This is a genomic window from Pseudonocardia sp. Ae150A_Ps1 (assembly GCF_001932315.1).
GTDB lineage: Bacteria > Actinomycetota > Actinomycetes > Mycobacteriales > Pseudonocardiaceae > Pseudonocardia.
This window is the reverse complement of the sequence record NZ_MCIJ01000001.1, coordinates 1,186,209-1,210,544: the sequence shown is the minus strand read 5'-3', so window position 1 is coordinate 1,210,544 and position 24,336 is coordinate 1,186,209. Positions and strand designations below refer to the sequence as shown.

General features: G+C 75.1%; 20 protein-coding genes. 6 read left to right on the top strand and 14 right to left on the bottom strand.

Annotation, left to right across the window (positions count from 1 at the left end; all coding sequences use genetic code 11):
• Positions 1 to 22: 22 nt before the first annotated feature.
• Both Ae150APs1_RS05280 and Ae150APs1_RS05275 read right to left on the bottom strand, forming a co-directional pair.
• Positions 23 to 1,411 (bottom strand): solute carrier family 23 protein, encoded by a 1,389-nt coding sequence (locus Ae150APs1_RS05280; protein ID WP_075296167.1) that lies wholly within the window; start codon positions 1,409 to 1,411, stop codon positions 23 to 25.
• 116 nt (positions 1,412 to 1,527) lie between these two features.
• Positions 1,528 to 2,574 (bottom strand): FAD-dependent monooxygenase, encoded by a 1,047-nt coding sequence (locus tag Ae150APs1_RS05275; protein ID WP_075296166.1) that lies wholly within the window; start codon positions 2,572 to 2,574, stop codon positions 1,528 to 1,530.
• Positions 2,575 to 2,630: 56 nt separating this feature from the next.
• Between Ae150APs1_RS05275 and Ae150APs1_RS05270 the strand changes: the two genes are divergently transcribed.
• Positions 2,631 to 3,191: a TetR/AcrR family transcriptional regulator gene (locus Ae150APs1_RS05270; protein ID WP_075296165.1), complete on the top strand. Its 561-nt coding sequence runs from the start codon at positions 2,631 to 2,633 to the stop codon at positions 3,189 to 3,191.
• 66 nt (positions 3,192 to 3,257) lie between these two features.
• On the opposite strand, the gene Ae150APs1_RS05265 is transcribed toward Ae150APs1_RS05270, so the two are convergent.
• The 7 genes from Ae150APs1_RS05265 to Ae150APs1_RS05235 form a co-directional block, all read right to left on the bottom strand.
• Positions 3,258 to 4,244, bottom strand: coding sequence for an iron-siderophore ABC transporter substrate-binding protein (locus Ae150APs1_RS05265; protein WP_075296164.1), 987 nt, complete (start codon positions 4,242 to 4,244; stop codon positions 3,258 to 3,260).
• Positions 4,245 to 4,279: 35 nt separating this feature from the next.
• Entirely contained in the window at positions 4,280 to 6,094 is a 1,815-nt protein-coding gene (locus tag Ae150APs1_RS05260; protein WP_075296163.1) for an ABC transporter ATP-binding protein, read from the bottom strand.
• Positions 6,091 to 7,821, bottom strand: coding sequence for an ABC transporter ATP-binding protein (locus Ae150APs1_RS05255; protein ID WP_075296162.1), 1,731 nt, complete (start codon positions 7,819 to 7,821; stop codon positions 6,091 to 6,093). The genes Ae150APs1_RS05260 and Ae150APs1_RS05255 overlap by 4 nt, the downstream gene beginning before the upstream one ends.
• 35 nt (positions 7,822 to 7,856) lie before the next feature.
• A complete protein-coding gene (locus tag Ae150APs1_RS05250; protein WP_075296161.1) occupies positions 7,857 to 9,293 on the bottom strand; it encodes a pyridoxal-dependent decarboxylase in 1,437 nt (478 codons plus the stop codon).
• 11 nt (positions 9,294 to 9,304) lie between these two features.
• Positions 9,305 to 10,465 carry a GTP-binding protein gene (locus Ae150APs1_RS05245; protein ID WP_075296160.1) on the bottom strand — a complete coding sequence of 387 codons (1,161 nt, stop codon included), beginning with the start codon at positions 10,463 to 10,465 and terminating at the stop codon, positions 9,305 to 9,307.
• 37 nt (positions 10,466 to 10,502) lie between these two features.
• A complete protein-coding gene (locus Ae150APs1_RS05240) occupies positions 10,503 to 11,084 on the bottom strand; it encodes an MOSC domain-containing protein (RefSeq protein WP_249266217.1) in 582 nt (193 codons plus the stop codon).
• An 84-nt stretch (positions 11,085 to 11,168) separates the two neighbouring features.
• Positions 11,169 to 12,683, bottom strand: coding sequence for a long-chain-fatty-acid--CoA ligase (locus Ae150APs1_RS05235; protein ID WP_075301701.1), 1,515 nt, complete (start codon positions 12,681 to 12,683; stop codon positions 11,169 to 11,171).
• A gap of 112 nt (positions 12,684 to 12,795) precedes the next feature.
• Between Ae150APs1_RS05235 and Ae150APs1_RS05230 the strand changes: the two genes are divergently transcribed.
• On the top strand, positions 12,796 to 14,001 hold the full coding sequence (locus tag Ae150APs1_RS05230; RefSeq protein WP_075296158.1) for an MFS transporter: 1,206 nt from the start codon (positions 12,796 to 12,798) through the stop codon (positions 13,999 to 14,001).
• A gap of 18 nt (positions 14,002 to 14,019) precedes the next feature.
• Here the strand turns inward: Ae150APs1_RS05230 and Ae150APs1_RS05225 are convergent, their stop codons facing one another.
• The 3 genes from Ae150APs1_RS05225 to Ae150APs1_RS05215 form a co-directional block, all read right to left on the bottom strand.
• On the bottom strand, positions 14,020 to 15,555 hold the full coding sequence (locus Ae150APs1_RS05225; RefSeq protein ID WP_075296156.1) for an acyl-CoA synthetase: 1,536 nt from the start codon (positions 15,553 to 15,555) through the stop codon (positions 14,020 to 14,022).
• 114 nt (positions 15,556 to 15,669) lie between these two features.
• The gene (locus Ae150APs1_RS05220) at positions 15,670 to 16,017 is read right to left on the bottom strand and encodes an Lsr2 family protein (protein ID WP_010232694.1); all 348 of its coding nucleotides are present in this window, start codon (positions 16,015 to 16,017) and stop codon (positions 15,670 to 15,672) included.
• Positions 16,018 to 16,297: 280 nt separating this feature from the next.
• Positions 16,298 to 17,428, bottom strand: a complete 1,131-nt coding sequence (locus Ae150APs1_RS05215) for an MBL fold metallo-hydrolase (protein WP_249266216.1) — start codon at positions 17,426 to 17,428, stop codon at positions 16,298 to 16,300.
• A gap of 52 nt (positions 17,429 to 17,480) precedes the next feature.
• Here Ae150APs1_RS05215 and Ae150APs1_RS05210 point away from each other — a divergent pair, with 52 nt between their 5' ends.
• Both Ae150APs1_RS05210 and Ae150APs1_RS05205 read left to right on the top strand, forming a co-directional pair.
• A complete protein-coding gene (locus Ae150APs1_RS05210) occupies positions 17,481 to 18,248 on the top strand; it encodes an enoyl-CoA hydratase-related protein (protein ID WP_227012565.1) in 768 nt (255 codons plus the stop codon).
• Positions 18,249 to 18,271: 23 nt separating this feature from the next.
• Positions 18,272 to 18,751 (top strand): MarR family transcriptional regulator, encoded by a 480-nt coding sequence (locus Ae150APs1_RS05205; RefSeq protein WP_075296152.1) that lies wholly within the window; start codon positions 18,272 to 18,274, stop codon positions 18,749 to 18,751.
• A 22-nt stretch (positions 18,752 to 18,773) separates the two neighbouring features.
• Here the strand turns inward: Ae150APs1_RS05205 and Ae150APs1_RS05200 are convergent, their stop codons facing one another.
• Complete coding sequence (locus Ae150APs1_RS05200; protein ID WP_075296150.1) at positions 18,774 to 20,060, bottom strand: acyl-CoA dehydrogenase family protein; 1,287 nt, start codon at positions 20,058 to 20,060, stop codon at positions 18,774 to 18,776.
• Positions 20,061 to 20,184: 124 nt separating this feature from the next.
• Here Ae150APs1_RS05200 and Ae150APs1_RS05195 point away from each other — a divergent pair, with 124 nt between their 5' ends.
• A complete protein-coding gene (locus tag Ae150APs1_RS05195; RefSeq protein ID WP_249266215.1) occupies positions 20,185 to 21,753 on the top strand; it encodes an AMP-binding protein in 1,569 nt (522 codons plus the stop codon).
• On the opposite strand, the gene Ae150APs1_RS05190 is transcribed toward Ae150APs1_RS05195, so the two are convergent.
• Positions 21,746 to 23,038 (bottom strand): Ig-like domain-containing protein, encoded by a 1,293-nt coding sequence (locus tag Ae150APs1_RS05190; RefSeq protein ID WP_075296148.1) that lies wholly within the window; start codon positions 23,036 to 23,038, stop codon positions 21,746 to 21,748. The two genes, Ae150APs1_RS05195 and Ae150APs1_RS05190, sit on opposite strands and share 8 nt — an antisense overlap.
• A 91-nt stretch (positions 23,039 to 23,129) precedes the next feature.
• Here Ae150APs1_RS05190 and Ae150APs1_RS05185 point away from each other — a divergent pair, with 91 nt between their 5' ends.
• Positions 23,130 to 24,326: a cysteine desulfurase-like protein gene (locus Ae150APs1_RS05185; RefSeq protein ID WP_060575624.1), complete on the top strand. Its 1,197-nt coding sequence runs from the start codon at positions 23,130 to 23,132 to the stop codon at positions 24,324 to 24,326.
• Positions 24,327 to 24,336 lie beyond the last annotated feature (10 nt).

Here is a 24,336-nt window from a genome sequence, read left to right as displayed (position 1 = left end):
CGCGGAGGTCGTGATCACCTGTTCACGACGGGGGTGACGGTCGGCGGTCGGCCGGTAGCAGTGCGTGCAGCGCGTGGTAGCCGACGAGCACGACGATCGTGCCGAGCGAGATCCCGGAGAGCTCGAACCCGCCGACAGACAGGCTCGCGTCGCCGATCCCGATGATGAGCCCCGCGGCCAGCGGGACCAGGTTCGCCGGGTGCCCGAGATCCACCCCGGCCCGGACCCAGATCGTGGCGCCGAGCAGGCCGACCATGCCGTAGAGCACCACGGTCAGGCCGCCGAGCACCCCGCCCGGGACGGCCACGATCAACGCGCCGAACTTCGGGCAGAACCCGAGCAGCACCGCGACGGCCGCGGCGACCCAGTAGGCGGCGGTCGAGTAGACGCGGGTCGCGGCCATCACGCCGATGTTCTCGGCGTAGGTCGTGGTGGGGGAGCCGCCGACGGTGCCGGCGAGCGTGGTGCCCAGGCCGTCGGCGGCGAGCGCCCGGCCGAGGTAGGGGTCGAGGTCGGCGCCGGTCATGCCCTGCACCGCCTTGACGTGGCCGGTGTTCTCCGCGACCAGCGCGATGACCGAGGGCAGGACGAGCAGGGCGAACGTCAGCGAGAACGTCGGCAGGTGCCAGCCGGCGATCTCCATGCCGTCCGGGCCGGGCATCGTCGCGGGCAGCAGCCCGACCCAGCCGGCCTCCCCGACACCGGACAGGTCCACCCGCATCCGGGTCACGACGTCGCCGTTCGCGTCCGGTGAGGTGACGGGCCCGGTGGTGAGATCGAGCAGCCAGGAGAACGCGAACCCGGCGACCAGGCCGATCAGCACGCCGATCCGGCCCCAGAAGCCGGGCAGCAGCACCGCCGCGGCCATCACCACGACCATCGTGACCAGGGCGGCCCACTGGTCCTGCGGCCAGTAGACGGTGCCGGCCACCCCGGCCAGGTTGAACCCGATCAGCATGACGACGGCACCGGTCACCGCGGGCGGGAGCACCCGAGTCACCCAGCCCGCGCCGAGCCGGTGCACGACCAGCCCGATCACGAGCAGCGCCACCCCGGCGACGACGATCGCGCCGGTCACCGCGGCCGAGTCGCCGCCCTGTGCGCGGATCGCCGCGACCCCGCCGACGAACGACGCCGACGACCCCAGGTAGCTGGGGATCCGACCCTTCGTGATCAGCAGGAACAGCGCCGTGGCGACACCGCTCATCAGGATCGCGATGTTCGGGTTCAGGCCCATGAGGACCGGGAAGACGAACGTCGCCCCGAACATCGCGACGACGTGCTGCCCGCCCAGCCCGATCGTGCGGGGCCAGGACAGCCGCTCGTCCGGTGCGACGACCTCGCCGGGCGGCGGGGTCCGCCCGCCGTGCACCACGGTCCAGCCGCGCCACCGCTCGCGTGTTCCCGTCACCTGATCCCCCCCACGTCCGTCCGGGCCGCGATCACCCTCGTCCCGGGTCGCCTCGCGGGCAAGGGGATCCGGCCCGGCCGTGACGTGACGTTCACTCCACCGCCGGACCCGGGGTGTCAGGCGGGCAGGGCCCGCAGCACGGCGTCGCGCAGCCGGACGCCGCGCCGGGCCTGCGCCACCCGGTGCACGACGCGTGCGGTGCCGGCCAGCCGCTGGGTCCGGCGCCGCCGCTCCCGGTCGTAGCGCCGCAGGGCGGCGGGCAACGGGTCCCCGGACGTGACCGCGGAGGCCAGGGCGACGCCGTCGAGCAGGGCCTGGCAGGCGCCCTGCCCGAGGTCCGGGGTCATCGCGTGGGCGGCGTCCCCGAGCACGGCCACCCGGTGACCGTCGGTGTAGCTGCGCAGCCGGGGGTGCAGGTCGGCGAGATGGTGGCGCAGGTGGCCGTCGGCGGCGATCCGGTCGAGCACCCGGGGCACCGGGTCGTGCCAGTCCCCGAACCGCTCGCGGAGCAGGGCGAGATCGGCCTCCGGGTCGCGCGCGGCCGGGATGTCCGGGGCGGGCAGCACGGCGTACCAGTTGACCCGGTCCCCGGCCGGGCCGTGCGGGAGCACCCCGAACCGGGCCGCGCGTCCCCAGGTCTCGCTGCCGGCGTCGACCCGCAGGGTGGCGACGCCCCGGTAGGCGACGGTCCCGGTGCGCCGCGGCCGGACGCCCGCACCACCGGGCAGGAGCGCGCGGACCACCGATCCCACGCCGTCCGCGCCGACGACGAGGTCGGCACCGGCGTGGAGCCCCGCCGGGCCGGTCACCGGGTCGTCGTACCGGACCGTCCCGCCCGGGAGCCGCGCGGCCAGCAGCGCCATGAGGTCCGGGCGGGCGACCAGCAGCACCTCCCCGGTGCGCGACGCGTCGATCGTGGCGAGCCGGGTGCCGTCCGGGCGGCGCAGCGTCCCGGACGACTGCGGCCGGGACACCGCCCGCAGGTCGTCGCCCGCGCCGAGCCCGTCCAGCGCGCGGACCGCGGCCGGCCAGATCCCGAGGGCGGTGCCGTCGGTGACGGGCCCGGCCGCCCGCTCCCGCACGACGACCTCCCAGCCCGCCGCGTGCAGCCCCGCCGCGACGGTCAGCCCGCCGATCCCCGCCCCCACCACCGTCGCCCGCATGACGGCGAAGGTACTACGGATGTAGTGCCGAGTCACTACGGTTGTAGTGTGGGCTCGTGTCGGAACGGCGGGAACGGGTGCTGGACGCGGCGATCACCGTCCTGGGGGCGGGCGGATCGCGGGCGTTGACGCACCGCGCGGTGGACGCGGCGGCGGGCCTGCCGCCGGGGTCGGCGTCGAACGTGGCGCGCACCCGGTCGGAGCTGGTCGCCGGCGTGCTGGACCGGCTGCTGGAGCGGGAGGTCGCCGCCTGGGAGCTGCTCGCCGGCGGCCGGCCGGTCGCCGCCTGTGGGACGGCCGAGGAGCGGACCGTGCGGGCGCTGGCCGGGACGGTCCGCGAGCTCGCGGGTCCCGGCCGGGAGCTGACCCTGGCCCGGCACGCGATCTTCGTCGAGGCGGCCCTGGACCCGGCGCTGCAGGAGCGGATCGCGGCGGCACGGACCCGGATCGAACGGTGGGGCGCGGACTGGCTGGACCGGCTGGGCACCCCGCGCGACGCCGACGGCGTCCGGGCGGTGCTCGCCGTCGTCGAGGGGTGGCTGGTGCTCGCGGTCTCCGCACCCACCGCCGCACCGGACCCGGAGCCGCTGCTGCGCCGGGCGCTCGGCGGGTCCTGAACGACCGGCGGCCCCGCGACGCTGCTGCGTCACGGGGCCGCCGGTGCTGCGGGGAGCCGGACGGGATCAGGTGCCCGGCGCCTCGCCCTTCAGCGCGCCGTCGAGCAGCGGGTTGACGGTGTCGATCGCGTACGGCAGCGACAGCGGGCTGGAGTAGCCCAGCGCCCCGCCGAACTCCGAGCCGAAGGCCGGGAGGAAGGCCACCCGGCCCTCACGGACCGCCGGGATCGCGGCGAACACCGGGTCGGCCATGGCCTCCGCCTTGGTCCGCCCGATGACGACGATGACGTCGTTGTCCAGCTGGCCCTGCTGCTCCAGCGACAGCGTGGGCGAGTCGGCCCGCACCTGGAACCCGAGGCCCGCGAACAGCTGGGCGCGCAGGTCGTCGGTGCCGAGGTTGTACGGCTCCCCCTCGACGTAGAACGCCATGCTCAGCTTCTTGCCGGCGAAGTCGGGGTGCTGCTGCTTCGCCTCGTCGAACTTCTGCTGCGTCGCGGCGATGACCTCGTCGGCCTGCTCGGTGCGGCCGAGCGCCTGGCCGGTCACCCGGGTCTGCACGTCCCAGGTGGAGGCGTTGGTGCCGTCCTCGGTCGGCTGGGCGACCGTCGGCGCGATCTTGGAGAGCGCGTCGTAGGTGCCGCGGTCGATGAACGAGTACACGCCGAGGATGAGGTCCGGCTGCAGCGCGGCGATCTGCTCGATCGGCAGGTTGCTGGCGTCGAGGACCTCGGGGGTCGGCCCGAGCGGCGGCTGCGGCAGCCACGGCCGCTGCTGGAACGGGAAGTCGCCGATGACCTGGCGCTCGGCGACCGGCTGCACGCCGAGCGCCATCACGAAGTCGGCCTCGTTGTAGCCGATCGCGACGACGCGCTGCGGCTGCTGCGGGATCGTCGTCGAGCCGAAGGCGTGCTGGAGCGTGACGGGGAACGCCCCGGCCGGGGCCTCCGCACCGGACGGCGCGGCCTGCTCGCCACCACCGCCGGACGAGCAACCTGCCAGCGCGAGGAGCAGGACCGCGCAGGCGGCGATCGTGCGCAGGAGAGGACGGAGCATTTCTGATCCTTTCCGGTGGACCCGCAGGTCGCGGATCACGTGTGTGTCCCGGCCCGCGAGGGCCCGGTCTCGGTGGGTTCCGGGGCTCCGCCGCCGCGGGCGCCGGACCAGGCGGCCCACAGCCGGGCGTAGCGCCCGCCCGCGGCGACGAGCTCGTCGTGCGGGCCCTGCTCGACCACCCGGCCGGCCTCCAGTACCACGACGCGGTCGGCCGCCGCGGCCTGGGCGAGCCGGTGCGCGACGACGAGGCCGGTGCGCCCGGCCAGCGCGGCCTCGGCGGACTCCTCCAGCGCGCGGGCACCGGCGCTGCCGGCCTCCGCGGTCGCCTCGTCGAGCACCAGCACCGCCGGGTCGGTGAGCACGACCCGGGCCAGCGCCAGCTGCTGGGCCGCGACGACCGGGAGCCGGTGCCCGCCGTCGCCGACGACGGTGTCCAGGCCGCCGGGGAGGGCACGGGCCCAGTCCCCGGCCCCGAGCCGGTCGAGCGCGGCGAGCAGCGCGTCGTCGCCGGCGTCCGGGCAGGCCAGCCGCAGGTCCTCGGCCAGGGTGCCGGCGAACACGTGCGACTCCTGGGTCACCAGGGCCACCGCCTCCCGCCGGGCGTCCGCGCCCAGGTCCGCCAGCGCCGCGCCGCCGATCTCGACGGTCCCGGCGCCGGGGGAGTGCACCCCCGCCACGATCCCGGCCAGCGTCGACTTCCCGGCACCGCTGGCGCCGACCAGCGCGACCCGCTCACCGGCGGCCACGTCGAGATCGACGCCGGCGAGCACCGGGTGGCCGTCGACGTAGCTGTGCCCGAGGCCGCGCACCCGCAGCCCGGATCCGGCGGCCGCGGCGCCGGAGCCCGCGGCGTCGTCGCCGTGCTCGAGGTCGGCGACCCCGACGATCCGGCGCAGCCCGGCCAGCGCGGTCTGTGCCGCGTCCAGCTGGAACAGCACGATGTTGATCGGGGTGAAGAGGTTGACGAAGTACAGCGCGGCCGCGCTCGCCGTGCCGATGCTCGTCGCGCCGGACCCGACCAGCCAGAACCCGGTGACCAGCACCGCGCCGAGCCCGATGAACTCGGCCAGGTTGAGCCGGCCGAACAGCCGGGTGTGCATCCGGACGACGGCGACGACGAGCCGGGCGACCTCGGCCGCGCGCCCGGCGATCGTCGTCGCGTGGCTCTCGTGCAGCCGGAACGCGCGCACCGTGGACAGCCCGGACGCCGTGTCGAGGAGCTGCTGCTGCTGGGCGCCGCCGGCGATCCGCTGCGCGGTGTAGAGCGGCGTGGACCGGCCGAGGAACGACCGTGCCGTCCAGACCTGCACCGGGACGGCCAGGAGCGCCGCGAGCAGGAAGCGCCAGTCCAGCACCGCCAGCCCGACGCCGGTCAGCGCGACCAGCAGGGCGGCCCGGGCCAGCTCCGGCCCGGCCTCGCGCACGGCCTCGCCGACGGCCGCGACGTCGTCGGTGACCCGGGAGGTGAGGTCGCCCGCACCGGCCGCCTCCACCCGGGCCTGCGGCAGGTGCAGCGCGCGGTCCACGAACCGCTCGCGCAGCCCGGCCAGCAGGGTCTCGCAGAACCGGGCCGCGAGGGCGACGCCGAGCGCGCCCAGCAGGCCCTGCACCACCGCGATCCCGGCCAGACCGAGCACCGGCGGCCAGACGGCGTCCGCGCCCCGGCCCTGGGCGACCCGGTCGACGATGTCGCCGAGCAGCGGTGCGGCCAGCAGGCTCACCGCGGCCCCGCCGACGAGCACCAGCAGTGCGACGACGGCGGTCCCGCGGGCCGGGCGGCCCAGCTCGCCGAGCAGGGCGCGGATCCGCGCCGTGGACGCGATCGGCAGCAGCACGGTCGGGGCGGTCATGCGGTCACCACCGCGCGGTAGTCGGGGTCGTCCATCAGCTCGGCGTGCCGGCCGCGGGACCGGACCCGGCCCCCGACGACGAACAGCACCTCGCCCGCCCGGTCCAGCAGCACCGGGCTGGTCGTCACCAGAAGGGTGCTGCGACCGGCCCGGAAGCGGGCCAGGCCCTCGGCGACCCGGACCTCGGTGACGGCGTCGACCGCCGTCGTCGGGTCGTGCAGGACGAGCACCGGGGCGTCCGCGGCCAGCGCACGGGCCAGCGCGATCCGTTGCCGCTGCCCGCCGGACAGCGACCGGCCCCGTGCGGAGACGTCGGTGTCGGCGCCCGCCGGCAGGGTCGTCGCGACCTGGTCGGCGGCCGCGGCGGCCATCGCCGGTTCCGGGTCCGTGTCGTCCGGGGCGCCGGCCAGCACGTTCTCGCGCAGGGTGCCGGTGAACAGGTGGGCGTCGTGCGCGGCGACCAGCACGGCGCCGCGGGCGACGTCGGCCGGCCACGCGTCGAGCGCGACGCCGTCGAGCGCGATCCGGCCGCCGTCCGGTTCGGTCTCCCGGGCCAGGCAGGCCAGCAGCGCGGCCGCGTCCTCCGGGTCGGCGGTCACGACGGCGGCGGGCGGGCCCGGCGTCACGGTCAGGTCGAGACCCTCGTCGCCGCCGAGGCGGCCGTGGCGCAGCCCGCGCACGACCAGCTCGGCCGGCCCGGCACCCGGGGTGCCGGCGAGCTCGTCCGGGCCGGAGCCGACGGCCGGTCCGGCCGAGAGCACGGTCGCGATCCGGGCCGCCGACGCCCGTCCCTGGGCGAGCCGGGCGCTGACGAAGCCGAACATCTGGAGGGGACCGACCAGGAACTGGGCCAGGCCGACCGCGGACACCAGCCCGCCGACGGTGATCGAGCCGTTCGCGGCCAGCATGCCGCCGACCAGCGCGATCACCGCGAGGAACAGGCCGTTGGCCAGCTGGACCGAGCCGAGGAACCCGGCCTCGGCGCGGGTGGCGCGCAGGGTCGCGCCGAGCGCGTCCCGGCTGCGGACCCGGTACCGGCGGACGGCGGCCGGGCGTGCGCCGATGCCGTTGAGCACGCGCAGCCCGGCGACCAGGTCGGCCGCGGTCCCGGCGGCCTGGGCGGCGTGCTCCTGCTCCGGTCCGGACCGCTTCTGCAGCGGCTTGACCACCAGCTGCACCAGCCAGAGCAGCGGCGGGGTGCCGAGCAGGATCAGCAGGCCCAGCGTCGGGGAGATGGTCAGCAGCGAGACCGCGGCGACCGCGACGGCCGCGACCGCGGCGAACCCGAACGGGACGGCGACGTTGAGCTCGGCGACCCGCTTGGCGTCGGACACCGCGATCCCGGAGAGCTCGCCGGGCAGCCGGCCGGCCTCCCCGCCGCCCCGCGGGTGCAGCAGCCGGGCGGCGACCAGGCGGCGCAGCCGGGCGTCCGCCCATGCCTCCGCCGACCAGGCCCGCCGGGCACCGAACCGGTAGGAGTACGACAGCACCAGGAAGTCCAGTGCGAGGACCGCGAGCCACCCGGCCAGCGCGACCGGGTCCCCGGTCGCGACGGCACGGTCGATGATCACACCGACCAGCACGGGCACCAGCGCCTCGCCGGCCTGGTGGCTGCAGAACAACGCCGCCGCGGCGGCGATCCGGCCGCGGAACGCGCCGAGCGAGCCACGCAGGACGTCCCGCCCGGACACCTCCCCGAGCGGTGCCGGCTCAGCGGACCCTGTCATGCGGCGAGGGTAACCTTACCTGCCCGGGAAGATCACTACCGGCCTGCGAGAATCGTCCAGAGATCGTCGAGCTGCCCGGTTCCGGTCGCCGGGTTGCCGAACGCCACCCGGATCACCGGCCGCCCGTCGACGTCGGTGCCGGAGAGCAGGACCCGGCCGGTCGCGTTCGCCGCGTCCAGCAGCGACCGGGTGGCCTCGTCGTCGCCCTCGTCCGAGCCGGTGCCGGTCACGCGCAGGCAGACCAGGGCGAGCACGGGCTCGGCGGCCAGGTCGAGGCCGTCGTGACCGCGGACGCGTTCGGCCAGCTCGGCGGCCAGCGCGACGTGCCCCCGCAGGTGCGCGCGCAGCCCGGACAGCCCCTGGCCGTGCAGCACCGCCCACAGCTTCAGCGCGCGGAACCGGCGCCCGAGCGGCACCTGCCAGTCCCGGTAGTCGACGACCGCGCCGGAGTCCGACGCCGCGTCCCGCAGGTACGGCGCCGCGATCGAGAGGGCCGCGGGCAGCGCGGACGCGTCCCGGACCCAGAGCAGCGACGCGTCGAACGCGGTGAGCAGCCACTTGTGTGCGTCGGTGCAGAACGAGTCCGCCCGGTCGGCGCCGTCGACCACCCAGCGGTGCTCCTCGCACAGCGCCGCGACGCCCGCCCAGGCCGCGTCGACGTGTACCCACGCCCGGTGCTCGGCCGCGACGGCGGCGACCGGGCCGACCGGGTCCGACGCGCCGGTCGAGGTGGTGCCGACGGTCGCGCACACCATGACCGGGAGCAGCCCCGCCGCCGCGTCCTCGGCCATCGCCACGCGCAGCGCCTCGGGATCCATCGACGCCGTGCCGGTCGTGCAGGGCACGGTGCGCAGGCCGCGCGCACCCAGCCCGGCCGTGCGGACCGCCTTGGCCAGTGAGGAGTGCGTCTCGGCGGTCACGTACACGCGCTCGCGGCCGGTGACGCCGCGTGCCCGCCAGCCGTCGTCCGGGCCGGGTGCGGCGCGGTGCAGCGCCGCCAGCAGCGCGACCAGCGACGCCGACGACGCCGAGTCCTGGATGACGCCGCCACCGCCGCCGTCGTGGGTGAACTCCTCGGCGAGGCCGAGTGCGCGGGCCAGCTGGTCGGTGATCGCCTGCTCGACCTCGGTGCACGCCGGCGAGGTCGACCAGAGCATCCCCTGCGCCCCCGCGGAGCCGGACAGGAGCTCGCCGAGCAGCGAGGTCAGCGACGCGTTGGCCGGGAAGAACGCGTGGAAGCCGGGATGCTGCCAGCGGGTCTCGGCGTCGCCGGTGACGGTCTCGACCAGCGAGGGGAACGCGGCCAGCGGGGACGGGGCCTCGGCCGCGTGGTCGTCGAACCGGGCGCGCACGGTGCCCGGCTCGACGACGTCGCGGACCGGCCGCCGGTGCAGCCCGGCCCGGGAGTCGGCGACCGCGTCGACGAACAGGTGGCCGAGGGCGCGGAACTCGTCCGGAGTCAGGTCGGGCACGGAGCGTGACGCTACTCGGGGGCCGTTGCCCCGTGCACCGGGTGCGGATCGGTGAGGTCCCACCCGGGCAGCGGATCGGGCAGCGTCCGCCACGAGTCCGGGCCGGCGAGCAGCTCGCCGTCGGTGAGCAGCGCCGGGTCCAGCCGGGCCGCGACCCCGGCCGCCGTCACCCCGAGCCCGATGAACACGATCTCCTGGCCGCGCGGACCGCCGGTCTCCGTCCAGTGCGCGGCCGGGTCCAGCGCCACGTTGGGCCCGGCCTGCGACCAGAGCCCGGCGAGGTCGGGGCGGGAGGCGATCCAGCAGAAGCCCTTGCTGCGGAGCAGCCCGGGCCACTCGGCGAGCGCGTCGAGGAGCCGGGCGGGGTGGAACGGGCGGGACGCCCGCCACGTCACCGACGCGATCCCGTACTCCTCGGTCTCCGGGGTGTGCGTGCCCTCCAGCTCCTGCGCCCAGCCGGGGGTGCGGGCCGCGCCCACCGGGTCGTACCGGTGGGTGTCGAGCAGCTCCGCGACCGGCACCTCCCCGCGGACCGCCCGCCGGATCCGGGCGCCGGGGTTCATCCGGCGCAGCAGCGCCTCGATCCGGCCGAGCCGGTGCGGCGGGACGAGGTCGGTCTTGTTGAGTACCAGCAGGTCGGCGAACTCGACCTGGTCGGCGACCAGGTCCGCCAGGGTGCGCTCGTCGCCGTCGGCGGCCTGCAGCCCGCGGTCGGCCAGCGCGTCCCCGGTGGTCAGGAGCGTCTCGAACGCGGACGCGTCGACCACCGTGATCATGGTGTCGAGCCGGGCCCGGTCGGAGAGGGCGGTGCCGTCGTCGAAGGTCCATTCGAAGGTCGCCGCCACCGGCATCGGCTCGGAGATCCCGGTCGACTCGACGACGACGTGGTCGTAGCGGCCCTCGGCGGCGAGCTCGCCGACGGTGGTCAGCAGGTCCTCGCGCAGCGTGCAGCAGATGCAGCCGTTGGTCAGCTCGACGAGCCGTTCCTCGGTGCGGTGCAGCGTGCCCTGCCCGGCGACCAGCGCGGCGTCGATGTTGACCTCGCTCATGTCGTTCACGACGACGGCGATCCGGCGGCCCTCCCGGTTCGCCAGCAGGTGGTCGAGCAGGGTCGTCTTCCCGGCCCCCAGGAAGCCGGACAGGATCGTGACGGGCACGCGCGGATCGGCCATACCGACAACGGTAACAGTTGTCGATAAAGGCCTGGGGTCAGCTGCCGGTGCGGCGCTCGACCTGCGCGCGGACGCCGGGGAGCAGGTCGTCACCGGCCGCGAGCAGGCCGGGGAGCAGCTCGGGTTCGGTGAGCAGCGCCCGGAACGCGGTGCCGATCGTGACGCCGTGCCCCGGCCGGTGCTCGACGGTCACCGGGTCCCCGGCGTGGACCTCGCCGGGCTCGACGACGCTCAGGTAGGCGCCGGGGCGGGCGGCCCGGGTGAAGGTCCGCACCCAGCCCCCGCGCTCCAGCCACGCCGCGAACGCCCGGCACGGGATCCGCGGCACCGTGACCTGCAACAGCACCGCACCGACCCGCCACCGCTCGCCGAGCTCGGCGCCCGTCACGTCGACCCCGCGGGTGGTGAGGTTCTCGCCGAACGTCCCGGCCCGCAGCGGGCCCAGCTCGGGCTCCCAGCCGTCGAGGTCCTCGCGGGCGTAGGCGTAGACGGCCTGGTCCGGGCCGCCGTGGTGGTCGGTGTCGCAGATCGGGTCGCCGTCGAGACCGCTCTCCCCCGGGCCCGGGGACCTGCACGGGGACCGGCCCGGTGGCCGGGCGCTTGTCGATGCCGGACGCACCGGTCTTGGCGAGCACCGCGCGCACGATGCCGACGTTCACCGACTCCACGACTCCCACGGGGCCGACGGTAGGCCCTTCGCGGGTCAGGCGGGCTGTGCGGCGCCGTACGCCGAGCGCAGGGTCGTCTTCAGCACCTTGCCGGACGGGTTGCGGGGCAGCTCCGCCACGACCTCGACGCGGGTCGGGCGCTTGTAGCGGGCCAGCCGGTCGGCGCAGTACTCCGTGATCTCGTCGAGCCTCGGGGGAGCGCCGGGATCGGCCGGGACGACGACCGCCAGCGGCGTCTCGCCCCACCGTTCGTCGGGCACCCCGATCAGCGCCACGTCGGCGACCTTCGGGTGCCCGGCCAGCACGTTCTCGACCTCCGCGCAGTAGACGTTCTCACCGCCGCTGATCACCATGTCCTTCTTGCGGTCGACGACGTAGAGGAAGCCGTCCGGGTCCTCGCGCACCAGGTCGCCGGAGTGGAACCAGCCGCCGCGGAACGCCTCGGCCGTCTCCTCGGGCCGGTTCCAGTACCCGCGCATCACGGTGGGGCCGCGGAAGACGATCTCGCCGACGTCGCCGGGCCGGACGTCGGCCATGTCCTCGTCGACCACCCGGACCTCGACGTTGACCATCGGGGTCCCGATCGAGCCGATCTTGCGGATCGCGTCCTCACCGCGCAGCGTGCAGGTCACCGGGCTGCACTCGGTCTGGCCGAAGGCGGTCACCACGCTCGCCTGCGGGAACGTGTCGATCATCGTGCGGATCAGCGTCGTCGACGCCGGTGCCGCGCCCCAGGAGATCCGGCGCAGCGCCGACAGGTCGCGCGACGCGAGGTCCGGCACCGCGCAGATCGCCTGCCACTGCGCGGGCACGAAGAAGCACGACGACACCCGCTCGCGCTCCAGCAGCGCCACCGTCTCCACCGGGTCGAACCCGCCGGACGGCGGCACGATCGTCCGCCCGCCGGAGATCAGCGACGGCACCATCCCGGCGAGCCCGGCGATGTGGAACAGCGGCGCCCCGGACAGCCAGACCCGGTCCTCGCTGGTGATCCCGAGGTGTGTGATCTGGGAGAACGCGTGCAGCAGCAGGTTGCGGTGGGTGAGCACCGCGCCCTTCGGCCGTCCGGTGGTCCCCGAGGTGTACATGATGTAGGCGGCCTCGTCGTCGGAGGCGTCGTCGTCCCACCCGTCCTCCACCGGCGGGAGGCCCTCGGTGTCCGCGCCGATCACGAGCACCGCCCGCACCGCGGGGGCGTCGGCGCGCGCGTCCGCCACCGTCGCGGCGAACGCCTCGTCGCACACCACGGCCGTCGCGCCGCAGTCGGCGAGCTGGTAGCCGATCTCGCCCGCGGTGAGCCGGAAGTTCAGCGGGACGCAGATCGCGCCGCGACGCAGCACCGCGAGGTACGCCTCGACCAGCTCGACCGAGTTCAGCCCGAGGACGGCGACCCGGTCACCGCGGGCGACCCCGCGGTCGGCGAGCCCGCCCGCGAGCCGGGACACCCGGTCGTCGACCTCGGCGTAGCTGCGTGCGGTCCGTGGATCGGCCAGTGCCGGCTCGTCCGGCCGGGTGCGGGCGTGCCGCGCCAGCAGGTCCGCCATCGTCATCCCACGCCCGGTCACCGTCACCGCTGCCTCCCACCGTCGGGCCCCGCCGGGCCACTGTGGTCCAGGACACCCGGGTGAGGCAAGATCGCCGCCCGCGGGGCAGGGTGCACAGGTGTCCACCACCCCCGGCGACGACGGCGTCCCCGACGGTCCGCGCAGGCTCCGGCTGCTGCAACTGGCCTCGCTGATCAGCACCTGCGACCGGTTCGCGATCGCGCCGTTGCTGGTGCCGATCGCGGTCTCCTTCGGTGCCCCGCTCTCCGCCGCGGCGGGTGCGGCCGGCGGCTACTTCCTGGCCTACGGGCTCATGCAGGTCGTGTGGGGTGTCCTGTCGGACCGGGTCGGCCGGGTGCGGGTGATGCGGCTGGCGCTGGTCGGGTCGGTGCTCGGCGGCATCGCGTCGGTGCTCGCGCCGAGCCTCCCGCTGCTGATCGGCGCCCGGGTCGTCACGGGTGCGTGCACCGCGGCACTGATCCCGGCCGCGCTGGTCTACGTCGGCGACACCTGGCCCACCGCGGTGCGGCAGCGGCCGCTGTCGGACCTGCTCGCCGCCACCGCGCTCGGCACGGCGGTCGCGACGGCCGGCGCCGGCCTGCTGGCCGACCTCGCGGGCTGGCGGCTCGTCTTCGGGGTGTCCGCGGCGGCGTGCGCGGTGCTGTTCGTGGCGCTGCGGGCGCTGCCCGAGCCGGACGTCGCCGGTGCCGCGCCCGCCGCCGACCGGGCCGGGGTGTGGGGCTCGGTCGTCCGCCCGCTCGCCGCGGTGTGCGGGAACGGCTGGGCGCTGGTCGTCCTGCTGCTGGCGTTCGTCGAGGGTGCGGTGGTGCTGGGCGTGCTCACCTACCTCGCGCCCCCGCTGCAGGCCGGGGGCAGCTCGGCGGCCCTGGCCGGGCTCGCCGCCGGCGGCTACGGCGTCGGCGCGGTGGTGTTCTCCCGCGTCGTACGACGGCTGGTGGGCCGGTGGAGCCCGGCCGGGCTCGCCACGGCCGGGGGCGTGTTCCTCGTCGTGGCGTGGCTGTTCCCGCTGGTCACGGTGCATCCGGTGACGATCGCGGCGGCCGGGCTGTGCCTGGGCGGGGCCTGGGCGTTCCTGCACTCGACCCTGCAGACGTGGGCGACCGAGGTCGTCCCGCAGGCCAGGGCGACGGCCGTCGCACTGTTCGCGACGCTGCTGTTCCTGGGCAGCTCGGCCGGCACCGCGCTGGGCGCCCCGCTCGCCGACGCGGGCGCGTTCGGCACGCTGTTCCTCGCCGCGCTGCTGGTGTCGGTCCCGCTCGGTGCGGGCGCGGCGCTCGCCCGCCGGCGGTACTCCGCCGGCTGAGCGAGACGCCGGCCGGGGTCACACGTACCGGTCGCGCAGCTCCCGCTTCACGAGCTTGCCGGTGGGGGTGCGCGGCAGGAAGTCGGTGAAGTCCACCGACGACGGCGCCTTGTAGTGCGCGATCCGCTCCCGCACGAAGTCGATCAGCTCCCGCTCCAGCTCCGGCCCGGTCTCCACGCCCTCCGGGGTCTGGACGACGGCCTTGACCGCCTCGCCCATCTCCTCGTCCGGCACGCCGATCACCGCGACGTCGAGCACCTTCGGGTGCAGGGCGAGTGCGTCCTCGACCTCCTGCGGGTAGATGTTCACCCCACCGGAGATGATCATGAACGCCTTGCGGTCGGTGAGGAACAGGAAGCCGTCGGAGTCGACGTAGCCGAGGTCGCCGGTGGTCGTCCAGCTCTCGTGCACCGGGTGCTGCGCGGACAGCGTCTTGCCCGGGTCGTTGTGGTACTCGAAGGGCCGCTCGTCACGCTCGAAGTAGACGGTGCCGATCTCGCCCGGGCCGAGCTCCGTGCCCTCGTCGTCACAGACCCGGATCGTGCCCAGGCCCGCCCGGCCGACCGAGCCGGGGCGCTCGGCCCACTGGGCCGAGTCGATGAAGGTGATGCCGTTGGCCTCGGTCGCGGCGTAGTACTCGTGGAGCACGGGGCCCCACCAGTCGATCATCGCCTGCTTGACCTCGACCGGGCACGGGGCGGCGGCGTGGATCGCGACCTCCAGCGACGACACGTCGTAGCGCGTCCGCACCGCCTCGGGCAGCTTCAGCATCCGCACGAACATCGTCGGCACCCACTGCGAGTGGGTGACGCGGTGCTGCTCGATCAGCGCGAGCGCCTTCTCCGGGTCGAACCGCTCCATGACGACGACGGTGCCGCCGAGCGCCTGCACCGTGGCGGTGAACCACAGCGGCGCGGCGTGGTAGAGCGGCGCGGGGGAGAGGTAGACGGTGCCGGGGCCGAACCCGTACATCGGCCCGAACAGCGCCTGGTAGGTGTCGCCGGGCTCGTCGACCTGACGGTCGGGCAGGGTCGGCTTGATCCCCTTGGGCCGCCCGGTGGTGCCCGAGCTGTAGAGCATGTCGGCGCCGCGCGGCTGGTCGGCCGGCGGCTCGGCGGACACCGTGGCCAGCGCGGCGTCGTAGTCCTCGTACGACGACGCACCCGGGATCTCCCCGCCGAACGCCAGCCGGACCGGCACGTCGACGTGGTCCTCGACGGCGGCGGCCAGCCCGGCGACCCCGGCCGAGACGACGAGCGCCTTCGCGCCGCAGTCCCGGACGATGTACGCGGCCTCCGGCGCCGACAGGTGGTGGTTCACCGCGGTGACGTAGAGGCCGGACCGCTGCGCGGCCCAGTAGACCTCGTAGACGCGGGCGGCGTTGTCCGAGACCAGCGCGACGACGTCGCCGCGGCGCAGACCGGCGGCGTGGAAGTGGTTCGCCAGCCGCGCCGAGCCCTCCTCGAGCTCACGGAACGTGAGGGTGTCGCCCGAACCGCCCATGATCACGGCCGGCTTGTCGGGCGTGGTGGCGGCGTGCGTGCCTGGGTACATCTCGGCCTCTCGTCGACGGCGGCGCGGCGCGGACGCGACCTCGGGGCCGGGTGCCGCACGGAATCTCCGCCGCAGATCCTGCCATCCGCGCGCCGCGCGCCGGTACGCGCCGGACTAGGAGTGCGCGTTCTGATAGGCCTCGAGAACGGACGAGGGGATACGCCCGCGCTCCGAGATCTTCATGCCCTGCGCGATCGCCCATTCCCGGACGGCCCGGTTCGCGGCCCGTTCCGAGGCGCTCGATCCGTTCGACGAGGTCGACGCGGGCCCGCTGCCGCGGCGGCCCCCGCCCGACCGGCGGGCCGCCGAGACGTACGGCGCCAGGGATTCCCGCAGCCGCTCGGCATTCGCGGAGGACAGGTCGATCTCGTACGACCGGCCGTCGACGGCGAACTCCACCTGCTCGTCGGCCTCCGAACCGTCCAGGTCGTCGACCAGCGTGATCGTCGTCTGCTGTGCCACGTCGTCATTCCTTCCGGGGGAATCTCGGGCGTCCGAGCGGAGGAATCGGCACCGCTGCGGGAAGCCGATATCCCCTCGGGAACGACCTGGAAGCGAACGGTGAACCTATTCCGGAGAGGACGATAAGGTATGCCGATGTTCCGTGTCGAACCCCTCCGGAAAAAGCGTCGGAGTCGTGATGCGGCACGATGTCGGCCCCGGCCGCGGGGCCGGGCCAGAACTGCGGATGCGACGTACGGGTGACGGGGAATCGGCGGAAAGGCGCAGTTCGGGGCCGGATTCAGCGGGGCGCGGGCCACCACGGTTCGGCCGGGACGGCCGCGCGGGCCCCGTCGGTCGTCGAGATCCCGGTCAGGTCGATCCGCCGGCCGGGCCGCGGCAGGGCGAGGACGACGTCGTGGGCGGCCGCCGCCTTGCGGGCCCGCTCCACCGGCTCGTCCCACGGGTGGAAGCCGAGGTTGAAGGTCGCCCAGTGGATCGGCAGCATCACCCGGCCGCTGAGCTCGCGGTGCGCCGTGACGGCCTGCTCGGGATCGAGGTGGATGTCCGGCCACAGCTCGGCGTAGGCCCCGACGGGCAGCAGCGTGAGGTCGAACGGGCCGTGCTCGGCCCCGGTCCGGGCGTGCACCCGGCTGGGTCCGGAGTCCCCGCCGACGTAGACCGAGTGGTCCGGGCCCGCGACCTTCCAGGCCGCCCACTGGGTGGTGTTGCGGCGGAGCCCGCGCCCGGAGAAGTGCCGGGTCTCCAGACAGGTCAGGGTGAGACCGGCGACGTGCACGACGCCGTCCCAGTCCCGCTCCACGACCCGGTCCGCCGGCACGCCCCACGACCGCAGGTGCGCGCCCACCCCGACCGGGCAGACGAACACCGCGGAGGTGTCGCGGGCCAGCCGCAGCACGGTCGGCCGGTCCAGGTGGTCGTAGTGGTCGTGGCTGAGCAGCACGACGTCGGAGTCGGAGAACGTCGCGAGCGGCGCGACCGGCGGGTGCAGCCGTCGCGGACCGGTGAAGGGGACGGGCGAGGCGTACTCGGACCACACCGGGTCGACCAGCACCCGGCGGCCGTCGACCTCGAGCAGCGCCCCCGCGTGCCCCAGCCACGTGACGGCGAGCCCGGCGGGCACCCGCGGGACGTCCGGCCGGGCCAGCGGCACCGGACCGGGCGGCACGCCGCGGCCCGCCCGGCTGCGCAGCATGTTGAGCAGCATCCGCAGCGAGGCCCGGACCCGCGGCAGGCCGGGCTCGGTGTTGGCGAACGTGCCGCCGACCGCGTTCTCCGACGCCGCGGCCACCCGGCGCAGCTCGGCGTCGCGCGCGCCCATGTTGCGGCGGACGTGCAGGCCGAGACCGGCCAGCGCGAGCAGGGGGGAGGCGAGCGCGGCGCGGGAGGAGCGGCGGGTCAGGCGGGGCACGATCTCCACAGTACGAACGCCGGGCCCGGCGCTCCCACCTACGCTCTCGATCGTGACGGACGTTATGCGGGCACGGGTCGAGACCGAGAAGCACGGGCACGTGCTGCTGGTGCGGATGACGCGCCCGGACAAGCGCAACGCGGTGGACGCCGCGATGACCGCGGCCCTCGACGAGGCGCTGAACCGGCTCGACGACGATCCCGACCTCTGGTGCGGGGTGCTCGCCGGCGACGTGTCCGCGTTCAGCGCCGGGACCGACCTGGCGGGCGGGTCCGGCGGGCCGACGCCGCGGGGCGGGAACTACGGCGTCGTCCGGCGGGACCGGCGGCGCCCGCTGATCGCGGCGGTGGAGGGCGCGGCCCTCGGCGGAGGCTTCGAGATCGTGCTGGCCTGCGACCTGGTCGTCGCCTCCCGCACGGCCCGGTTCGGGTTGCCGGAGGTCGCCCGCGGGCTCGTCGCGAACTGCGGTGCGCTGTTCCGGGCGCCGCGGCCGCTCCCGCTGAACGTGGCCAAGCAGATGCTGGTGACGGGCCGCCCGCTCGACGCGGAACGCGCGCACGCCCTGGGTCTGGTGAACGAGCTCGTCGAGCCGGGGGAGGCGGAGGCCGCCGCGCTGGAGCTGGCCGGGCAGGTCTGCGCGAACTCGCCGCTCGCCGTCTCGCTGTCGCTGCGCGCGCTCGAGCGGGTCGTCGCCGAGCCCGACGAGCGGGGCTGGGCGGCGACCGAGATCGCGTCGGCCGAGGTGAAGCGCTCCGCGGACGCGGAGGAGGGCGTCGCGGCGTTCCTGGAGAAGCGGGAACCGCGCTGGACCGGGCGCTGAGCCCGACCGGATAGGCTCACGCCATGGGAGGCGGGACGGCGCGCGAGGACCTGGTCGCGCTGCTGCAGGACTACGCGGGTGAGGCCGAGCTGCTCGGGCAGGCCTTCGCCGGCCGGCACGGCCTGCACCCGACGGACCTGCACGCGCTGCTGGCCGTCATGCGGGCCGACGCCGCGGGGGAGCCGCTGACCCCGGGCCTGCTCGGTTCCCGGCTGGGTCTGTCGACCGGGGCGACGACCGCGCTCGTCGACCGGCTGGAGCGGGCCGGGCACGTGCGCCGCACCCGGGAGTCGGCCGACCGGCGGCGGGTGACGCTGCACCAGGCGGAGAACGCGGCCCGGGTCGGTGGGGCGTTCTTCGGCCCGCTCGGCCACCGGATGGACGTCGCCCTCGCCGACTTCGACGAGGCCGAGCTCACCGCCGCCGCCCGCTTCCTCACCCGGATGAACGCGCTCGTCGCGGACTACCGCGCCGACCTGGCGGCCGAGAACCCCGCGTCGTGAGGTCCCGGCCGCCCGGGCCGGTTCAGGCGTCGGCGGTGGCGGTCTCCAGATACTCGGCGAACTTGGCCCGGGCCGCCCCGGTCCGGGTCGGGACGTGCTCGGTCGGCACCTCGACCGGCGTGTAGCCGCGCAGGATCCGCCGGGCGACGGACTCCTTGTGCACCTCGTCCGGCCCGTCGTAGATCCGGGCCGCCCGCGCCGCGCGGTACATCTGCTCCAGCGGCAGGTCCCCGGAGAAGCCGAGCGAGCCGTGCACCTGGATCGCGCGGTCGATCACGTCGTGCAGCACCCGGGCGCCCCAGTACTTGATCATCCCGATCTCGACCCTGGCGTTGGAGGCGCCGACCCGGTCCATCGTCCAGGCCGCCTGCAGGGTGAGCAGCCGGGCGGCCTGCATCTCGGCCGCCGACGTGGCGATCATGTCCTGCACCATCTGCTTGTCGGCCAGCCGGGAGCCGCTCGCGGTGCGGCTCACCGCCCGCTCGCACAACATGTCGAACGCCCGCTGGGACTGGCCGAGCCAGCGCATCGCGTGGTGGATCCGGCCCGGCCCCAGCCGCTGCTGGGCGAGCCGGAAGCCGTCGCCCTCGTTCCCGACGAGGTTCTCCGCCGGCACCCGGACGCCGCGGTAGAACACCTCCGCGTGCCCGCCGTAGAGCTCGCCGCCGACCTCGGGGTGGTCCATCACCGGGATGTCCCGCGCGACGTCGACGCCCGGGGTGTCCGTCGGCACGACGATCATCGACGCCCGCTGGTAGGGCGGCGCGTCCGGATCGGTCACGACCATCACGATCAGGAAGTCCGAGGCCGTGGCGTTCGACGAGAACCACTTGTGGCCGTCGATCACGTACTCGTCGCCGTCGCGGACGGCGCGGGTCGTCAGCATCGTCGGGTCGGCGCCGGCGCCCGGCTCGGTCATGGAGAAGCAGGACCGCAGCTCCCCGCGCAGCAGCGGGTGCATCCAGCGCTCCTTCTGCTCGGCGGTGCCGCCGAGGGCGAGGAGCTCCGCGTTGCCCGAGTCCGGGGCCTGGTTGCCGAAGATCCCCGGCGCGTACCGGCAGCGGCCGAGGATCTCGTGCATCAGCCCGAGCGAGACCTGGCCGAACCCGCCGCCGCCGAGCTCGGGCGGCAGGTGCGCGGCCCAGAGCCCCTGTTCACGGACCTGCTCCTTGAACGGCGCGGTGATCCGGTCGAACGTCGGCCGGTCCAGGTCGAGGGTCTCCAGCGGGATGATCTCGTCGCGGACGAACTCCCGCATCCACTTCAGCTTCTCCTCGAACTCCGGGTCGGTGCTGAAGTCCCAGGCCATGTCGAGCCGCCCTCCGTCGCGCGTTCGTTGCCACTGCGAACCTAACCGCTCGGTCCGCCGACGGGAACGCGTGCGGGCGGACCGGCCCGTTGCGGTGATCGCGGCCGGGCGGGAGGCTGCGGGGATGAGCCACGTGGACCTGACGGGCCTGTCGTACGAACCGCTGACGCCGACGTCGTACCTCGACCGGGCCGCGGCGGCGCACGGCGACCGGGTGGCCGTCGTCGACGGTGACCTGCGGTTCACCTACGCCGAGCTGCACGAGCGGTGCCGCAAGCTCGCCGGCGGGCTCGCCGCGATCCACTCCGGACGGCCGGTGGCGGTGCTCGTCCCGAACACGCACGTCGGCCTGGAGGCGGCCTACGGGGTGCCGTGGTCGGGCGTGCCGCTGGTCGCGGTCAACACCCGGCTCTCCGCGGGCGAGGTGGCCTACATCCTGGAGCACTGCCGGGCGTCGGTGCTGGTCCACGACCCGGTGTTCGACGAGCTCGTCGCCGACGTGCTGGGCCGTCTCGACGACCCGCCCCGGGCCGTCCGGGTCGGGGACGACTACGAGCGGCTGATCACCTGGGGCGAGCCGACCGCCGTCACCCCCGACGACGAGCGCGCGCTGCTCTCGATCAACTACACGTCCGGGACGACCGGGCGTCCCAAGGGCGTGATGTACCACCACCGCGGGGCCTACCTGCAGGCACTGGCCATGGTGGGGCACACCCGGCTGACGCCCTCGTCGGTGCACCTCTGGACGCTCCCGATGTTCCACTGCAACGGCTGGTGCTTCCCGTGGGCGGTCACCGCCGCCGCGGCGACGCACGTCTGCCTGCCCCGGGTCGAGCCCGCCCGGATCTGGGAGCTGGTCCGCGACCAGGGCGTCACCCACCTCAACGGCGCGCCCACCGTGCTGTCGATGATCGCCCACGCCCCGGAGGCCGGGCCGGTGGCGACGACGGTGCGGGTCGCGACCGGTGGCGCTCCGCCCAGCCCCGCGATCCTGCGCCGGATGGCGGAGCTCGGCTTCGAGGCCACCCACCTCTACGGCCTCACCGAGACGTTCGGGCCCGCGATGATCTGCGACTGGCGACCCGAGTGGAACGCGCTCGACGGCGAGGCGCAGGCCCGGATGAAGGCCCGCCAGGGCGTCGGGAACATGATCGCCTGCGCGGTCCGGGTGATCACCGACGACGGCGGCGACGCCCCGGCCGACGGCACCACGACCGGGCAGATCGCGCTGCGCGGCAACAACGTCATGCTCGGGTACCTCGACGACGAGCAGGCCACCCGGGAGGCCGCGCCGGACGGCTGGTTCCGGACCGGGGACATCGGCGTCATGCACCCGGACGGCTACGTCGAGCTCCGCGACCGCTCGAAGGACGTGATCGTCTCCGGCGGGGAGAACATCGCGAGCGTCGAGGTGGAGCAGGCGATCGCCGACCACTCGGACGTCCTGGAGGTCGCGGTGATCGCCGTCCCCGACGAGCGCTGGGGCGAGGTCCCCGCCGCCTACGTGACCCTGCGCGACGGCGCGTCGGTCACCGAGGAGGAGATCGTCGAGCACGTGCGGACCCGGCTGGCCCGGTTCAAGGCGCCGAAGCGCGTGGTGTTCACCGAGCTCCCGAAGACCTCCACCGGCAAGATCCAGAAGTTCGTGCTGCGCGACGAGGCGTGGGCCGGCCAGGACCGCCGGATCAGGTGAGGGCGCTCATCGACGTCCACTCGTCCCACGGGATCGTCCAGTCGTAGAAGTCGCCGTCCTGCTGCGTCAGCGGCTCCGAGCTGCCGGTGACCTCGACCGGGTCGCCGAAGGTCGCCATCGCGAAGAACGCCTTGCCGTCCTTCGTGGACAGGTTGACGCATCCGTGGCTGACGTTGCGGTTGCCCTGCGCGTACGACGACGACGGGTTGGCGTGGATGAACTCGCCGTTGTTGGAGATCCGGACCGCCCAGTACTGCGGCTCGTCGACGTAGCCGTACGCCTCGTTGGTCATGAGGACCTTCTCCGACTTGCCCATCACCACGTGCGTGCCGGAGCGGGTGACCCGGTTCGGATCGGACTCCATGCCGTAGGACGCGTCGTAGCGGGCGATCTCCTTCCCGTCCCGGACGACGACGATCTGGTGGCTCCGGGTGTCGGCCTTCACGATCTGGCTCCGGCCGACGGTGAAGGTGCGGTCGACGTCCTCGGTGGCCCAGGTGCCGTCACCGAGGTCGGTCCCGCGCAGCGCGCCGTGCACCCGCACGGTCGTGTGCGCGGGCCAGTAGGTCCTCGGCCGGTAGTGCACCCGCGAGCCCTCGGCGGTGTCGGGCAGCCACGCCCACGCGCCCTCGACCGGCTTCGACGTCTCCACCCGCAGCGTCCGTTCGACGGCCGCCTTCGCCGCGTCGGACAGTTCGCCGGGGAAGCGCAGCACGATCGGGGCGCCGACGCCGACCTCGCCGCCGTCCCGGACGTTCATCGTCGCGTCGAGGGTGTCGGCGGGATCGACGGTGGTGAAGGGGTCCGCGGCGAGCGGCCGCCGGTCGTCGCCGGTCACGACCCACGAACCGGACCAGCGGTAGGTCGTGCCGAACTCCAGCGGATCGGTGCTGGTCCAGCGGCGACCGTCGGGCGAGAGCCGGCCGGCGACGGGGCCGTCGTCGCCGGTCAGGGCGACGTTCTCCAGCCGGCCGGTGCTGACCTCGGCCGTCGCCGGGTCGCGGGGTGCGACCGGCGGGCCCGGGCGCGGGGAGGTGGAGAGGACGACCGGGACCGGTGGTGCCTCCGGCTCCGGGGCCAGGCCGAACCGGTCGAACACCCCGGCCAGGTCGCGTGCCACGGTGCCGCCGATCCGGCCCTCGGCGACGGCGGCCGTCCCGCCCGCGACGAGCGCGACGAGTGCCACCAGCCCGACGGTGAACAGCGCGAGGCTGCGGCGGTGCAGCGAGCGACGACGACCGCGCGGCGTGTGCCGCCCGCGCGACCGCTCCCAGGACCTGGACATGGTGAGATCTTGACGCTTGTGTCACCCACACGGGGGGAACGACACGTCACCATCGGGTCACGGGTGTGCGGACGGATGACACGCTGACCCCATGAGCTACGACGTCGCCGCCGTCCGCAGCCGCTTCCCCGCGTTGCGGGCCGGGATCGCGCACTTCGACGGCCCCGGCGGCTCGCAGGTGCCCGACGCCGTCGCCGGAGCGGTCGCCGGAGCGCTCACCTCGCCGCTGGCCAACCGCGGGACGATCACCAGCGGGGAGCGGGCGTCGGACGGGATCGTGCACGGCGCGCGGGCCGCCGTGGCCGACCTCCTCGGTGCCGACCCGCGGGGGATCGTGTTCGGGCGCAGCATGACCGCGCTGACCTTCGACCTGGCCCGCACGCTGGCCGCGACGTGGTCGCCGGGTGACGAGATCGTCGTGACCCGGCTCGACCACGACGCCAACATCCGGCCCTGGGTGATCGCGGCGGAGGCCGCCGGCGTGACCGTGCGGTGGCTCGACTTCGACCCGGGGACCGGCGAGCTCGACGACGTCGCACCGCTGCTGTCCGGCCGCACCCGCCTGGTCGCGGTGACGGGTGCGTCGAACCTGATCGGGACCCGGCCCGACGTCCCCGCGATCGCCGCGGCGGTGCACGCCGCCGGTGCGCTGCTCATGGTCGACGGGGTGCACCTGACCGCGCACGCCGCCGTCGACGTCCGGGAGCTGGGCGCCGACTTCTACGCCTGCTCGCCGTACAAGTTCCTGGGCCCGCACTGCGGGGTGCTCGCCGCCGACCCGGCGCTGCTGGAGACGCTGCGCCCGGCCAAGCTGCTGCCGTCGACCGACGCGGTGCCCGAGCGGTTCGAGCTCGGCACCCTGCCCTACGAGCTGCTGGCCGGCACCACCGCCGCGGTCGACTTCCTCGCGGCGCTCGACGGCGGGACGGGCGATCGGCGGACGCGGCTGCGGGCCTCGCTCGCCGCGGTGCACGCCCACGAGGAGCCGCTGCGGGAGCGGATCGAGGCCCACCTCGCCACGCTGCCCGGGGTGACGGTCCGGTCCCGGGCGGCGTCGCGCACGCCGACGCTGCTCGTGACCTTCGACGACCGCGACCCGGCCGACGCCTACCGCTGGCTCGCGGAGCGGCGGATCGCGGCGCCGTCGTCGTCGTTCTACGCGCTGGAGTGCTCGCGGCGGCTCGGCCTGGGGGACACCGGATCCCTGCGGATCGGCCTGGCCTGCTACACCGACGACGGCGACGTCGACCGCCTCCTGGAGGCGCTGTCCGGCTTCGTCGGGGCGTGATCCGTCGTAT

Coding starts and splice junctions, on each gene's coding strand:
- Ae150APs1_RS05275 (WP_075296166.1), bottom strand. CDS start 2,574: ATGCGGGCGACGGTGGTGGGGGCGGGGATCGGCGGGCTGACCGTCGCG.
- Ae150APs1_RS05265 (WP_075296164.1), bottom strand. CDS start 4,244: ATGCTCCGTCCTCTCCTGCGCACGATCGCCGCCTGCGCGGTCCTGCTC.
- Ae150APs1_RS05260 (WP_075296163.1), bottom strand. CDS start 6,094: ATGACCGCCCCGACCGTGCTGCTGCCGATCGCGTCCACGGCGCGGATC.
- Ae150APs1_RS05255 (WP_075296162.1), bottom strand. CDS start 7,821: ATGACAGGGTCCGCTGAGCCGGCACCGCTCGGGGAGGTGTCCGGGCGG.
- Ae150APs1_RS05245 (WP_075296160.1), bottom strand. CDS start 10,465: ATGGCCGATCCGCGCGTGCCCGTCACGATCCTGTCCGGCTTCCTGGGG.
- Ae150APs1_RS05235 (WP_075301701.1), bottom strand. CDS start 12,683: ATGACGATGGCGGACCTGCTGGCGCGGCACGCCCGCACCCGGCCGGAC.
- Ae150APs1_RS05225 (WP_075296156.1), bottom strand. CDS start 15,555: ATGTACCCAGGCACGCACGCCGCCACCACGCCCGACAAGCCGGCCGTG.
- Ae150APs1_RS05205 (WP_075296152.1), top strand. CDS start 18,272: ATGGGAGGCGGGACGGCGCGCGAGGACCTGGTCGCGCTGCTGCAGGAC.
- Ae150APs1_RS05200 (WP_075296150.1), bottom strand. CDS start 20,060: ATGGCCTGGGACTTCAGCACCGACCCGGAGTTCGAGGAGAAGCTGAAG.
- Ae150APs1_RS05195 (WP_249266215.1), top strand. CDS start 20,185: ATGAGCCACGTGGACCTGACGGGCCTGTCGTACGAACCGCTGACGCCG.
- Ae150APs1_RS05190 (WP_075296148.1), bottom strand. CDS start 23,038: ATGTCCAGGTCCTGGGAGCGGTCGCGCGGGCGGCACACGCCGCGCGGT.
- Ae150APs1_RS05185 (WP_060575624.1), top strand. CDS start 23,130: ATGAGCTACGACGTCGCCGCCGTCCGCAGCCGCTTCCCCGCGTTGCGG.